Origin of the sequence: Kitasatospora sp. NPDC057738, from assembly GCF_042798815.1 — a bacterium.
In the GTDB taxonomy this organism is placed as follows: Bacteria; Actinomycetota; Actinomycetes; order Streptomycetales; family Streptomycetaceae; genus Kitasatospora; species Kitasatospora lactacystinica.
In genome coordinates, this window is sequence record NZ_JBHVJT010000076.1 from 36,128 (window position 1) to 49,633 (window position 13,506).

Genomic DNA, 13,506 nt, shown 5'->3' on the forward strand with positions numbered 1-13,506 from the left:
TCCACCCCGTCCCCGGGGGATTTCCCCACCCCCGACCGGCCCGCTGCCCGGATGGGACCAAGTCCCGTACCGCAGCAGACTCTTGGGCATGACGAAGCCCACCCGCACCATCACCGCCGCGGTCACCGCGGCCGCCGCCCTCGCCGTGACCGCGCTGAGCGCCCTGCCCGCCGGCGCGACCGGCACCGCGCCGCCCGGAAGGGACGGCCTGGCCTGGGCCGCCTGTCCGGACGCCCCGGCCGACAGCCCCCAGCGCTGCGCCGAGGTCGCCGTCCCGCTGGACTACGCCGACCCGAACGGCCCCCGCATCACCCTCGCCGTCTCCCGGATCACCGCCGCCGATCCAGGCCTGCGCCGCGGCGTGCTGCTGGCCGTCCCCGGCGGACCGGGCGGCTCCAGCCTCGACCTCGTCCACGGCATGGCGGGGCACCTGCCGCAGTCCGTCCGGGACCGCTACGACGTGGTCGGCTTCGACCCGCGCGGCGTCGGCCGTTCCACCCCGGTCAGCTGCGGACTGGACACCGCCGACCTGTCGATGGTCAAGGTGCGTCCCTGGCCGGCCGCCGACGGCTCGATCGACGGGAACCTGGCCACCGCCCGCCGCGTCGCCGAGACCTGCGCGCGCAACGGCGGCCCGGTGCTGCGCAGCATCTCCACCGCCAACGAGGCCCGCGACATCGACAGTGTCCGCCGCGCCCTCGGCGAGCGCCGCCTCTCCCTGTGGGGCGTCTCGTACGGCACCTACGCGGGCGCGGTCTACGCCACCATGTTCCCCGAGCGCACCGACCGGATCGTGCTGGACAGCAACGACGACCCGGACCCGACCCGGGTCGGGCGCGGCTGGCTGGACAACTACGGCCGGGGCGTGGAGGACCGCTTCCCCGACTTCGCCGCCTGGGCGTCGACCCCGGACAACCCGGACCGGGTCGCGGAAACCCCCGAGGAGGTCCGCCCGCTCTTCCTCGACCTCGCCGCCCGCCTCGACCGGGCCCCGCTGCCCTGGGAGGGCGCCAACCCGGCGGAGCTGAACGGCAACGTGCTGCGCGAGACCCTGCTGGAGAGCATGTACGCGGACGCGAAGTTCCCGGTCCTCGCCCGGCTGATGCTGGCCGGTCTCGGCCGTGCTCCGCTGCCCGCCGCGCCCAAGCCGGGCGAGCGGGAGCTGCGGGCGGTGCAGAACACCCTCGCCGTCTCGGTCGGCACCCTCTGCAACGACGTCAAGTGGCCCACCGACCCGGCGAGCTACGCCAAGGCCGTCACCGCGGACCGCGCCGCCCGTCCGCTCACCGCCGGCCTGCCGGTGAACGTGATGCCCTGTGCCTTCTGGCCGTTCGCGCCCGCCGAGCCGCCGGTGCGGGTGACCGACCGCGGCCCGGCCAACGTGCTGCTCACGCAGAACCTGCGCGACCCCGCGACGCCGTACGCCGGTGCGCTCAAGCTGCGGGCGGCCTTCGGGGACCGGGCGCGGATGGTCGCGGTGGACTCGGGCGGCCACGACGTGTACCGGGCCAACGGGAACGCCTGCGGCGACCAGGTGGTGACGGACTACCTGGTCACCGGCCGCCGCCCGGCCCGGGACGTCTTCTGCCCGGCGGGCTGAGCGGGGGCGGGAGGTGGCGCGCGGGGGCAACGGGTCGTGGACGAACGGCCCTTGTTCCTGCGTGCACGCCCGTTCGGCCCTTGGGAATGAGTCGAATCCGTCGCGATTTTGTGACAATCCTTCACCGGCACCCGCCCCCCACGGCCTGTTGACGGCCGTAATGTTCGATCTATGTCACCGAAGAGCCGCATACCCGCCGCCTCGGACCCGGGCGACACCTGGGTGCCGCGCCCGAGGCGCCGCGAGACCCCGCTCGGCATCCTGGGCCACGCGGCCACCTTCCTCGGCGCCAGCGTGCTGGGCGGCATCCTGCTGGCGGGCCTGATCCTCCCGGCGGCCGGGGCGGTCGGACTCGGGGCGAAGAACGGCGCCGAGGGCTTCGAGAGCATCCCCGACGACTTCAAGACCCCGCCGCTGAGCCAGGCGACCCAGATCTTCGACGCCAACGGCGGCCTGATCGCCAAGGTGTACGAGCGCGACCGGACCGTCATACCCGCCGACCAGATGTCCCCGCTGATCCGTACGGCGCAGGTCGACATCGAGGACGCCCGGTTCTACGAGCACGGCGCCGTCGACCTCAAGGGCATCCTGCGCGCGATCACCAAGAACGCGGAGAGCGGAGCCGCCGTCCAGGGCGCCTCCACCCTGACCCAGCAGTACGTGAAGAACGTCAACGTCGAGAAGGCCGGGGACGACCCGGACGCGGTGCGCGAGGCGCAGCGCAAGACGCTCGGCCGCAAGATCCAGGAACTCCGGTACGCCATCAAGCTGGAGGAGGACCTGACCAAGGAGCAGATCCTCACCAACTACCTCAACATCACCTTCTACGGCCACCAGGCGTACGGCATCCAGGCCGCCTCCCAGCGCTACTTCGGCAAGGACGCCAAGGACCTCGTCCTGCCCGAGGCGGCGATGCTCGCCGGGCTGGTGCAGAACCCGTCCCAGTACGACCCGAAGCTGCACCCGGTGGCCGCCCAGAAGCGCCGCGACACCGTCATCGACAAGATGGTGGAGAACAAGCACATCACCGCGGAGCAGGCCAGGGAGGCGAAGGCCGCCCCGCTCGGCCTCAACTACAAGGACCCGCGCAACGGTTGCATCACCGCCCAGGCCGGGATGGGCTTCTTCTGCGACTACGTGCGCCACGTGGTCAAGCAGGACCCGGCGTTCGGCAAGAGCGCGGCGGAGCGCAAGAAGCTGTGGGACACCGGCGGCCTGAACATCTACACCACGATGGACCCGGACAAGCAGGCCGCCGCCCAGAACGCCGTCTCCACCAAGGTGTACGTCACCGACCCGGTCTCGGCCGCGATGACGATGGTCGAGCCCGGCAGCGGCAAGATCCTGGCGATGGCGCAGACCCGCCCGTACGGCCTGGCCAAGGAGAAGAACGAGACCGTCGTCAACTACAACGTGGACGCGGCGATGGGCGGCGGCATCGGCTTCCAGCCCGGCTCCAACTTCAAGCCGATCGTGGCCGCCGCCGCCCTGGAGGCCGGGCTGTCGTCCACCCAGCGGTACGACTCGCCCAACCGGATGGACTGGCCGACGATGCGGACCTGCGACGGCACCTGGAAGAACCTCAGCAAGGGGAAGAAGGAGGGGACCATCCCCAACGAGAGCACCTCCGAGGTCGGCCCGTACGAGCTCAAGCAGGCCATGGCGCTCTCCGTGAACACCTACTTCGTGCAGATGGAGCAGGAGATCGGCCTCTGCGCCGTCAAGCAGATGGCCAACAAGCTGGGCATGGAGGGCAAGGCCGACGGCTCGGCGCTGCAGGAGGTGCCGGCGCTCGGCCTCGGCACCCAGGAGGTCAGCCCGCTGACCATGGCCAACGTGTACGCGACCTTCGCCGCCCGGGGCACCTACTGCGCGCCGATGGCGATCAACCGGATCACCACGGTGGGCGGCGCCGACGTCCCGGTGCCCCAGGCCCGGTGCACCCCGGCGATGTCCGAGGACACCGCCGACGTGATCAACAGCGTGCTGCTCGGGGTGACCGAGAAGGGCGGGACCGCGCGGGACCTCGGCCTGGACGACCGCCGCCAGATCGCCGGCAAGACCGGGACGACGGACGAGAAGAAGTCGGCCTGGTTCACCGGCTACACGGGCAACCTGGCGGGCTCGGTCTGGCTGGGCAGCCCCGGTACCAAGGTGCCGATGCGCAACATCAGGATCGGGGGCAAGTACCAGGCCGAGGTCTTCGGCGCCACCGGCCCCGGCCCGATCTGGCAGCAGGCGATGAGCGACGCGGTGCGGAACATGCCGGAGAAGGACTTCACCACCGTCTACATCCCGGACCCGGTGCGGCGGGACACCAACTGCCCCACCCCCGGCGGCACGCCGGGCACGGCAACCTGCACCGTCGCCCCCGCCACCGGCGGCCCGGGGAGCACCGGCAGGCCGCGCGGGGGCACCCCGACCCCCGGCCGCACCGGGCCCTTCGCCCCGCCCGGCACCGCGGACCCCGAGGACCGGTGAGCCGCCCGGCCCCGCACGAGTACCCGTACTCGTGCGGGGCCGCGGCGCGCGGGCGGACGGGGGTTCCGCCGTGCGTCCGGGCGGCGGCAGGCCGTCAGGCCGTCGGGGCGGTGGCGCCGGGCTCGGTGGCGCCGGGCTCGGTGGCGCCGGGTTCGGTGGGCCGGAGCGGCGAACCGTCCAGGAGCGCCCGGGCCGGGCGCACCGCGCCGACCGGTTCGCCGTGTCCGAGGACGGGGACGACGGCCAGTTCGGCGAGGGTGTCGTCGGTGTCCACCGGGACGCCGAGCCGTCGCAGCGCGGCGGCCAGCACCACGGGACGGGCCCGGGTGGAGCCGTCCGCGATCTTGAGCGCGACGGCGGAGCCGTCGGGGAGCGCCAGGGCGTAGACCCCTTCCGCGCCGTCCTTGGCGACCGAGCCGGGAAGCGCGCGCATCAGGCGGGTCACGTCCCTACCGGTCCCGCCGACGTATTCGGCGTGCTGGTTCATCGCCCGGGCGACCCGCCGCTCCGGGGACCCGGCGGGGCCCGTCGCCAGCGCGGCGAAGGCCCGGGCCAGGCCGCGGTAGCCGATGGCGAACAGGGGGGCTCCGCAGCCGTCCACGCCGGTCGCGGCGACCTTCTCGCCGGCCAGGTCCTCGACGGTGTCGAGCAGGGCCCGCTGCAGGGGATGGCCGGGGTCGAGGTAGGTGGCCGTGTCCCAGCCGTTGGCGACGCAGGTGGCGAGCATCGCGGCGTGCTTGCCCGAGCAGTTCATCGTCAGCGGAGTGGGGCCGCCGCCGGCCGCCAGGTGGTCCCGCAGGGCGGCTTCCCCGATGGGCAGCGCGGCCGTGCACCGCAGAGCGCCGGTGTCGAGGCCGGCGCCCCCGAGGATCTCGCGGACGCCGTCGAGGTGGAAGGCCTCGCCGGAGTGGCTGGCGCAGGCCAGGGCCAGCAGTTCGCCGTCCAGGTCGAGTCCGGCACGCAGCATGCCGAGGGCCTGGAGCGGCTTGTTGGACGACCGGGGGTACATCGGGCGGTCGGTCTCGCCGACGCTCAGCACCGTCCGCCCGTCAGGACCGAGCGCGAGGACCGTCCCGTGGTGCACCGACTCCAGGAAGTCACCTCGCCACACCTCCGCCACCATCGCGTGCACAGCGCATTCCCCTCTCCTCGGCCCCACGGCCGAAAGGACGACTCGAAGTGTCAACAGTTATCACTTTAACGTGGTCCGCGCCGATGCCCCCGCCGGGTGCTGACATACTCGGACGCGGCCCTGTGCCACCGTCGGCCGCCGACGCCACGGCGCTCCGGCCCATCACCCCGGGCACACCCCCCGACCTGGCCGGACGACAGCGGCGGCCAGTCCCGAACGGACGGACACCACCCATGCCAGAGACCCTCCGGCGCGGCCTGGCGGGCCAGCTCGTGGGCACGCTCCGCGAGCGCGTCCTCACCGGCGAGATCCCGTCCGGAACGCGGATCAACGAGGTGGAGGTCGCCCGCGAGCTGGGCATCAGCAGGGGACCGCTGCGCGAGGCCATCCGGCAGCTCGTCAGCGAGGGCCTGCTCGTGCACGTGCCCAACAAGGGCGCCGTCGTCTTCGAGGCCGGCCCGCGGGAGGTCGAGGCGCTGTTCGAGCTGCGGTCCGCGCTGGAGTCCGCCGCCGCGCGCCTGGCCGCCGAGCGGCGCGACCGCAAGGACGTCACGGCCCTGCGCCGGGCGTGCGAACAGTCGAGGAAGCTGATGACCGGGGGCCGCCGGTTCGCCCACCGCAGCAGTCTCGACTTCCACCAGGCGCTGCTCGACGCGGCCCGCAGCCCCCGGATCGCCGAACAGGTGGAGCGCGTGCACCAGCAGATCGCGGTGCTCCGCAGCCGGCACAACGTGCCGGCCTCGCACACCGAGGCCTCGATAACCGACCACGAGCACCTCGCGGAGGCCGTCGCCGAGGGCCGGGCCGACCGCGCCGCCGAGATGATGGCCCGCCACCTCGACCGGGTCCGGGAGCAGATGATCGCGCACATGACGGAGCAGTGAGGCCCAGCTGCCCATGGGCGACGGGCGACGGGCGACGGGCGATTGGCGACGGCCTCGGGCCGAGCCGGGCTACCGCGCCGCGACCGGCTCCCCGCTGTCCTGGTCGAGGTTGAACACCCGCCGGTAGGAGTCGGTCACCACGGTGATCTGCTCCCGCCCGGTCCAGCTCGCCTCCACCAGCCGGGCGTCGCCCTGGTCCCTGCCGACGTCCGCCAGCGACCAGCGCCGGGCCGACCAGCCCTCACCGCTCTCCAGCAGCACCTGCCAGTGCTCGCCCGACTCCGGCCCGGTGGCGTACGAGCGGTGCACCACCACCAGGGCGCGCTCGGCCCCGGCCGGGGCGTCCTCCCGGCTGCGGGTCTCGGCCGCCGACACCTTGTGCGCGGCCACCACGCCGAGCAGGAACACCACCCCGGCGGTCACCGTGACGGCCCGGGTGGCCGTCCGCACCGCGGCCCGCAGGTCGCCGAGCCAGGCGGCCGCGATCAGCGCCGCCAGCGCACCGCCGAGCAGCAGCTCCGGCCGGTTGAACAGGTCGGCCACCAGCATCCGCCCGCCCGACCGGCTCTCCCACTGCCCCTCGGTGTAGAGCAGCACGGCGGCCAGCCCGCCGGCCGCCAGCAGCCGGACCAGGACGCGCCTGGACCGGGACGTGCGTCGGTTCGTCGTCCTCCGGTTCATCGACCCTCCACCCCCGTTCCCCCCGTGGTCGCGGTCACAGCTCGGCGAGCAGCTTCCGGCCCTCCGGCCAGTCGCCCAGTCCGGAGTCGGAGTTGAGGTGCCCGTACGCGCCCGGCTCGACGTACCGGGCGCCCCAGGCGGCGGCGAACGCGCGGGCCCGCTCGGGGGAGACCCACGGGTCGTCGGTCGAGGAGACCACCACGGCCGGGAACGGCAAGGGCTCCAGCGCCACCGGGCGGAAGCCCACCAGCTCCGGGACCTCGGCGGTGTCGACGTCCGCCGGGGCCACCAGCAGCGCGCCCCGGACGGCGGCGGTCCGCCCGGCGGCGGCGGTGGCCGCCCAGTGGGCCGCCGTGACGCAGCCCAGGCTGTGGGCGACCAGTACCACCGGGCCCCGGGCGGCGGCCGCGGCCACCGCCGCGTCCACCCGGGCCACCCAGTCCGTCCGGTCCGGGTGGTCCCAGTCCGCCTGTTCGACTCGGCGGAAGGAGTCCGGCTCGGCCGCCTCCCAGCGGGTCTGCCAGTGCTCGGGGCCGGAGTTCTGGTAGCCGGGGAGGACGAGGTAGGTGGTGCGGTCGGGCATGGGCTTCTCCGGGAGGGGGACGGTCGTGGGCAGCAGGAGTCTAGGACCCGGGCCGCCGGCCTCCGCAGCCGGGCGTCCCACCGGCGCGCACTCCCCGCAACCGGCGCGCGCACGTCCGTATGCGCCGTTGCGCGCCCGGTGCGCCCCGTTGCCAACGGTGACCCCGGTACGGGAGGTTGGACCGGGCCCGGGCCGGCTGCCACCGCCCGGCGCCCGTACCCGACCTGAGGCTCGACCACGTGGAGGGATGTCGGCGATGACATCGAAGATCCTGCTCGTCACCGGGGACGCCGCCGAGTCACTGGAGGTGTTCTACCCGTACCAGCGGCTGCGCGAGGAGGGCTACCAGGTCGACATCGCGGCCCCGACGAAGAAGCGCCTCCAGTTCGTGGTGCACGACTTCGTCGAGGGGTTCGACACCTACACCGAGAAGCCCGGCTACACCTGGCCCGCCGACGTGGCCCTCGCCGACGTCGACCCGGCCGACTACGTGGCCCTGGTCATCCCCGGCGGCCGCGCCCCCGAGTACCTGCGCAACGACCCGGACGTGCAGCGGATCGCGCAGCACTTCTTCGCCGAGGACAAGCCCGTCGCCCAGATCTGCCACGGCCCGCTGATCACCGCCGCCGCCGGCGTGCTGAACGGCCGCCGCACCTCGGCCTACCCGGCGCTCGCCCCGGACATCAAGGCGGCGGGCGCCGAGTTCGTGGACGGCGAGGCCGTGGTGGACGGCACGGTCGTCTCGGCCCGCGCCTGGCCCGACCACCCGGGCTGGCTGCGCGCCTTCGTCGAGGTCCTGCGCACCAAGGCGCCGCTCGCCTGACGCGCGCCCCGGAGCCGTTCCCGCCGGCGTTCCCGGAGTCGCACCCCGAGCCGTACCCCGAGCCGTCTCGGGGTACGGCTCCGGGGCCGTTCCGGGTTCGCTCCGGGTCGGACCCCGCCCCCAGGCCGAGGACCGGTGGCGGAAGCCGTGACAGGGTGTCAGAAGTCGGGGCCCGCGCTCCGGTTGACGACTCTGCCACGACCCAGACCAGGGAGGCCGGCATGACCGCCGCCCCGACCGTTCCGTCCACCGCCCGGACCGCGCCGACCACCGGGCGCCGCCGGCCGATCCTCCGCACCGCCGTCGCGGCCGCCGTCGGCGCGGGCCTGCTGGTCGCGCTCGCCCCCGCCGCCGTCGCCCGGCCCGCCGCCGGTCCGGCCGCCGCCGGGTGCGGAGGCCCGCACGGCTCCGCCGCCGTCCGCGCCGGCGCCGTCGCGACCCCCGAGGGCCGCGCCGACTGGGAGGCCGCCGACGCCGCCCTCGCCGGGATGACCGACCCCGGCTACGCGACCTCCGCCCTCGCCGCCGTCCGCCAGGACGGCCGGGTGGTCTGGCGCAACGCCACCGGCGTCGCCGAACTCGCCACCGGCGCGCCCGCCGACCCCCGGGGCTCCTTCCGGATCGGCAGCGCCACCAAGCCCTTCGTCGCCACCACGCTGCTCCAACTGGTCGGCGAGCACCGGCTGGACCTCGACGACCGCCTGGAGTGCCTGCTGCCGGGCGTCGTCCCCAACAGCACCGCGATCACCGTCCGGCAACTGCTCAACCACACCAGCGGCGTCGCCGACTACACCCAGGACCAGGCCTTCGACTTCCGGCGGCCGCAGTGGCTCGACGGCGGCCGCTTCCGGCACTACGGCCTCCAGGACCTGGTGGACATCGCCAACCGGTACCCGTCCGCCTTCCCGCCCGGCCAGGACTGGCAGTACTCCAACACCAACTACATCCTGATCGGGATGATCATCGAGAAGCTCACCGGCCACAGCTGGAACGAGGAGGTGACCCGCCGGATCATCCGCCCGCTCGGCCTCACCGGCACCCGGATGCCCGGCGACTCGCCCCTCCTCCCCGGCCGGTACGCCCACGGCTACTACAAGGCCGACACCGGCCCGGTGGACGTCACCCTGTTCAACCCCTCGATGGCCGGCCCCTCCGGCGCCGGCGTCTCCACCACGGCCGACCTGACCGCCTTCCTCGACGCCCTGCTCGGCGGCCGCCTGCTGCGCCCGGCCGAACTCGCCGCCATGCAGCAGACCACCGCCAACGGCGAGGGCCGCAGCTACGGCCTCGGCCTGCAGCGCCTGGACACCCCCTGCGGCTCCTTCTGGGGCCACGCCGGCGGCATCCCCGGCTACAGCACGATGATGCTCGGCTCGGCGGACGGCAGGCGCGAGTTCGCCGCGAACGCCACCGTCTACGACGCCCCGGACGACGCCGCCAACGCCGCCTGGAACAAGGTGATCGAGACCGCGCTGTGCGGAGCCCGGCCGGCGGACGCCGGAACCGACCTCGCCCGCACGGCGCCCTGACCGACCCCCTACGCTGACCGGCGGGCGAACGGCCCACCGTCACCAGGAGGACGAGACATGGCAGAGCCGCTGATCGCCGCCGTCGGGGGCAGGGTGCCCGCCGTCGACCCGGGCGCCTTCGTGGCGCCGAACGCCGTCGTGGTCGGGGACGTGACCGTCGCCGCCGGCGCCGGTGTCTGGTACGGCGCGGTGCTGCGCGGCGACGCCGAGTCGATCAGCGTCGGCGCGGGCAGCAACATCCAGGACAACTGCACCCTGCACGCCGACCCCGGCTTCCCGCTGGTGGTCGGCGAGCGGATCTCGGTCGGCCACAACGCCGTGCTGCACGGCTGCACCGTCGAGGACGACGTGCTGGTGGGCATGAACGCCACCGTGCTCAACGGCGCCCGGATCGGCACCGGCTCGCTGGTCGCGGCCGGCGCGGTGGTGCCGCAGGGCATGGTCGTCCCGCCCGGCTCGCTGGTCGCCGGCGTCCCGGCCAGGGTCCGCCGGGAGCTGACCGAGGACGAGAAGGCGGGCATCAGGGCCAACGGCGCCGGCTACCAGCTGCTCGCCGAGGCCCACCGGGAGACACCGGGTCCGCGCTAGGCGGTGGTCATCGCGGCCGCCGCCGGTTCCGTCGCCACGGGGGCGGGCCGGCGGCGGTCGACCACCCAGGCGAGCACCGCGATCAGCGTCCCCGCGGCGGCCAGGACCGCGCCGACCAGCGTCGGCGCGGTCCAGCCGAGCCCGGCGTCCAGCGCCAGCCCGCCGAAGTACGCGCCCTGGGCGTTGGCCAGGTTGAAGGCGCCCTGGACCGTCGCCGAGGCGAGGGTCGGCGCGCTGCGCGCCTTCCGGAGCACCAGGGTCTGCACGGCCGGCACGATCGCGAAGCCGAACAGCCCGATCAGCACCACCGTGACGGCCGCCGACCAGCGGGCGTGCGCGGTCACCGCGAACAGCGCCAGGGTGGCGGAGAGCAGCACGAAGGCCGCACACACGGTGGGCCGCAGCGCCCGGTCGGCGGCGAACCCGCCCAGCACGTTGCCGATCGTCATGCCGACGCCGAACAGCGCGAGCACCAGGGTCACCGAGCCGGTGGCGTACCCGGAGACATTGGTGAGCAGCGGGGCGATGTAGCTGTAGCAGGCGAAGAAGCCGCCGCAGCCGAACACCACGGTGGCCAGCGCCAGCCAGAGCTGCCCGCTGCGGAAGGCCCGCAGCTCGTTCCGGAGCCCGGACTGGCCGGAGGTGGGCAGCGCGGGCACCAGCCGGGCGATGGCGAGCGTCCCGGCGGCCGCGATCAGCACGACCACCAGCATGGTCGCCCGCCAGCCCAGGTGCTGGCCGAGCAGGGTCGCGGCCGGGACGCCGACGATGTTGGCGACGGTCAGGCCGGAGAACATCACGGCCACCGCCCGGGCCCGGCGGTCCGGTGCGACCAGCTCCGCCGCCGCCACCGCGCCCGCCCCGAAGAAGGCGCCGTGCGGCAGTCCGGTGATCAGCCGGGCGGCGGCCAGGGTCCAGAAGTCCGGCGCCACCGCGCACAGCAGGTTGCCGGTCGCGAACAGTCCGGCCAGCGCCACCAGCACCGCCTTGCGGGGCCGCCCGGCGGCCAGCGCGGTCAGCAGCGGCGCACCGACCACCACCCCCAGGGCGTACGCCGAGATCAGCCAGCCCGCCTGCGGGATGGAGACGTGGAGGCTGTCGGCGACCTGGGGGAGCAGCCCCATGGCGGCGAACTCGGTGGTTCCGATGGCGAACGCGGTGACGGCCAGCGCGAGCAGCGCGAGAGGCAAGGGGGTGACTCCGGAGTGATGCCGACGGACCGGGGAAGCGCGCGGCGGGACGAAGGTGGCACGGTGATGGGACGAATTCGTTCGTCCGGCATCCTAATCCGGCCGGATGACGGCGCTGTGAGGTGCGTGTGACGAAAGGGGGTCGCCGACACGGCTCCCGCGCGCGAGACTGGGAGCATGTGCCGCAACATCAAGACGCTGCGACCCCCCGTCACGCCCGACGCCGACGAGGAGGACTTCCACGCCGCCGCGCTCCAGTACGTCCGCAAGGTGTCCGGGTTCCGCGCCCCCGCGGCGCACAACCGGGAGGCCTTCGACCGGGCGGTGGAGGCGGTCGCGGAGGCCACCGCCCGGCTGCTCGCGGAATTGGAGGTCCGCGGCCCGCACACGCGGGCCGCCGTGCCGGCCGAGGCCGCCGGGTAGGCAGGAGCAGGTGTGATGAAACCCGCCGAGCGCTACGCCCTCACCTTCCCCGGGACCCCGGGCACCCAGGCCCCGCAGGACGTCGTGGTGGTCACCCGCACCGACGCGAGCGGGCCGGGCGGCCACCCGGTGTACGAGGACGAGAGCGGCATCGTCCGGGCCGAGATCAGCGGCACCGGCGAGGTCCGGATGCTCGCCAGCGGCGGCCACCAGAGTCCCCACGTGCCGGTGCACGTCCACCCGCTGACCTGACCGGCGCCGCCCGGCCGCCGCCGGACCGCCGGACAGCCCGGAACCGGGAAGGGGTGAGGCCGCCCGTGGTCGGGAACAATCGCCGTATGACCACAGCGAGTTGGCAGGGCGTCGTCATCGCCGAGAGCGACGACACCGTCGTCGTCGAGGGCAACCACTACTTCCCGGCCGAGGCGGTGCGCACCGAGTACCTGCGCCCCTCGGACACCACCACGGTCTGCGGCTGGAAGGGCACCGCCGGCTACCACACCCTGGAGGTGGACGGGCGGACCAACCCGGACGCCGCCTGGTTCTACGCCGACCCCGAGCCCGGGGCCGAGCACGTGCGCGGCCGGATCGCCTTCTGGCACGGGGTGGAGGTCGCCGAGTAGGCGGCCCAGGGCCGTGCCGTGCCGTCGTCGCGAAAGGGGTACCGGGTTCCCATGGCAGTCTTCCGCAGGCCGGGCCGCTCCCGGCCGGCCCCCGAGCCCGATCTGAGCGAGCAGCTCGCCGAACTGGTCGAGGAGTCCGAGCAGCCCGTCGGCCCGGTCGCCGAGTACGCCGCGAAGCAGCGCGGCCGCGGCCGGGCCGTGGTGCTGCACACCGCCCGGCTGCTCGGCCACGGCGGGCGGGCCGCCGCCAGGGGAACGGCCAAGGGCGCCGCGTACGGCGGCCGGGCCCTGACCGAACAGCTGGTGCGGACCGCGCCCCGGATCCCGGTGCGCGACCTCGCCACCCTGCGGGCGCAGCACCCGGACGCGGCCTTCCCGGAGCAGCTGGCCGACCTGCTGGTCACCGGCGCCGTCCGGGCCTCCAGCGCGCTCGGCGCGGGCGTCGGCGCGGCGGCGATGCTGCCGGTGCCGCCCGCGATGCCGCTGGAGATCGCCGCCGAGACGCTCGCGGTGGCGGCCGTGGAGATCAAGCTGATCGCCGAGCTGCACGAGGTCTACGGCACTCCGGCGCAGGGCGGCGCCACCCAGCGGACCGGCGCCTACCTCGGCGCCTGGGCCAACCGCCGGGGGATCGACGCGAACCTGCTGGTGCGGCCCGCCGGCTTCGCCGCGCTGGCGATCAGCTCGGAGGTCCGCCAGCAGGTCCGCCGGCGACTGACCCGCAGCTCGCTGCGCCACCTGCCGGCGGTGATACCGCTGCTGGTCGGCGCCGGCATCGGCGCGACCATGAACCGCCGCGACACCCGCCGGCTGGCCGGCGAGGTGCGGGCGGACCTGCGCGGGCGCCGCCCGGCGGACGGCGGCTACTGGGCCGAGGCCGCGCCGGTGCCGAAGGGCGGGGCGGTGGAGGCCGACGGGAAGGCTCCGTAGCGGCGAGGAGCAGGACGACGGCGCGCCCGGGACCGGTCC

14 protein-coding genes are annotated in these 13,506 nt (G+C 74.7%); 10 read left to right on the forward strand and 4 right to left on the reverse strand.

Translation table 11 applies throughout. The features are described from left to right. Positions 1 to 88 precede the first annotated feature (88 nt). Positions 89 to 1,600, forward strand: a complete 1,512-nt coding sequence (locus ACFVGO_RS31920) for an alpha/beta hydrolase (RefSeq protein WP_380635536.1) — start codon at positions 89 to 91, stop codon at positions 1,598 to 1,600. Between the two features lie 171 nt (positions 1,601 to 1,771). Next, positions 1,772 to 4,081, forward strand: coding sequence for a transglycosylase domain-containing protein (locus ACFVGO_RS31925; protein ID WP_380635538.1), 2,310 nt, complete (start codon positions 1,772 to 1,774; stop codon positions 4,079 to 4,081). A gap of 94 nt (positions 4,082 to 4,175) precedes the next feature. On the opposite strand, the gene ACFVGO_RS31930 is transcribed toward ACFVGO_RS31925, so the two are convergent. Continuing rightward, positions 4,176 to 5,204 (reverse strand): asparaginase, encoded by a 1,029-nt coding sequence (locus ACFVGO_RS31930; RefSeq protein WP_380635562.1) that lies wholly within the window; start codon positions 5,202 to 5,204, stop codon positions 4,176 to 4,178. Positions 5,205 to 5,446: 242 nt separating this feature from the next. On the opposite strand from ACFVGO_RS31930, the gene ACFVGO_RS31935 reads away from it, so the two are divergent. Then, on the forward strand, positions 5,447 to 6,097 hold the full coding sequence (locus ACFVGO_RS31935) for a GntR family transcriptional regulator (protein ID WP_380635540.1): 651 nt from the start codon (positions 5,447 to 5,449) through the stop codon (positions 6,095 to 6,097). 69 nt (positions 6,098 to 6,166) lie between these two features. Here the strand turns inward: ACFVGO_RS31935 and ACFVGO_RS31940 are convergent, their stop codons facing one another. Together ACFVGO_RS31940 and ACFVGO_RS31945 are read right to left on the reverse strand one after the other, a co-directional pair. Then, entirely contained in the window at positions 6,167 to 6,778 is a 612-nt protein-coding gene (locus ACFVGO_RS31940) for a hypothetical protein (RefSeq protein WP_359912498.1), read from the reverse strand. A 34-nt stretch (positions 6,779 to 6,812) separates the two neighbouring features. Then, a complete protein-coding gene (locus tag ACFVGO_RS31945) occupies positions 6,813 to 7,361 on the reverse strand; it encodes an alpha/beta fold hydrolase (protein ID WP_359912501.1) in 549 nt (182 codons plus the stop codon). A gap of 256 nt (positions 7,362 to 7,617) precedes the next feature. Between ACFVGO_RS31945 and ACFVGO_RS31950 the strand changes: the two genes are divergently transcribed. The 3 genes from ACFVGO_RS31950 (at position 7,618) to ACFVGO_RS31960 (ending at position 10,301) form a co-directional block, all read left to right on the forward strand. Continuing rightward, on the forward strand, positions 7,618 to 8,184 hold the full coding sequence (locus ACFVGO_RS31950; RefSeq protein WP_359912504.1) for a DJ-1/PfpI family protein: 567 nt from the start codon (positions 7,618 to 7,620) through the stop codon (positions 8,182 to 8,184). 221 nt (positions 8,185 to 8,405) lie between these two features. Then, positions 8,406 to 9,713, forward strand: coding sequence for a serine hydrolase domain-containing protein (locus tag ACFVGO_RS31955; protein ID WP_380635544.1), 1,308 nt, complete (start codon positions 8,406 to 8,408; stop codon positions 9,711 to 9,713). A gap of 57 nt (positions 9,714 to 9,770) precedes the next feature. Then, positions 9,771 to 10,301, forward strand: a complete 531-nt coding sequence (locus tag ACFVGO_RS31960) for a gamma carbonic anhydrase family protein (protein WP_380635546.1) — start codon at positions 9,771 to 9,773, stop codon at positions 10,299 to 10,301. Here ACFVGO_RS31960 and ACFVGO_RS31965 read toward each other — a convergent pair. Further along, positions 10,298 to 11,491, reverse strand: coding sequence for an MFS transporter (locus ACFVGO_RS31965; protein ID WP_380635549.1), 1,194 nt, complete (start codon positions 11,489 to 11,491; stop codon positions 10,298 to 10,300). The genes ACFVGO_RS31960 and ACFVGO_RS31965 overlap by 4 nt on opposite strands. Positions 11,492 to 11,668: 177 nt before the next feature. Here ACFVGO_RS31965 and ACFVGO_RS31970 point away from each other — a divergent pair, with 177 nt between their 5' ends. The 4 genes from ACFVGO_RS31970 to ACFVGO_RS31985 all read left to right on the forward strand — a co-directional run bounded on the left by ACFVGO_RS31970 (position 11,669) and on the right by ACFVGO_RS31985 (position 13,467). Beyond that, positions 11,669 to 11,914, forward strand: a complete 246-nt coding sequence (locus ACFVGO_RS31970; protein ID WP_359912516.1) for a DUF2277 domain-containing protein — start codon at positions 11,669 to 11,671, stop codon at positions 11,912 to 11,914. A gap of 15 nt (positions 11,915 to 11,929) precedes the next feature. Continuing rightward, positions 11,930 to 12,166: a DUF6296 family protein gene (locus ACFVGO_RS31975; protein ID WP_380635552.1), complete on the forward strand. Its 237-nt coding sequence runs from the start codon at positions 11,930 to 11,932 to the stop codon at positions 12,164 to 12,166. Positions 12,167 to 12,252: 86 nt separating this feature from the next. After that, positions 12,253 to 12,537: a DUF427 domain-containing protein gene (locus tag ACFVGO_RS31980; protein ID WP_359912522.1), complete on the forward strand. Its 285-nt coding sequence runs from the start codon at positions 12,253 to 12,255 to the stop codon at positions 12,535 to 12,537. Between the two features lie 51 nt (positions 12,538 to 12,588). After that, on the forward strand, positions 12,589 to 13,467 hold the full coding sequence (locus ACFVGO_RS31985) for a hypothetical protein (protein WP_380354511.1): 879 nt from the start codon (positions 12,589 to 12,591) through the stop codon (positions 13,465 to 13,467). The last annotated feature ends 39 nt before the right edge of the window (positions 13,468 to 13,506 follow it).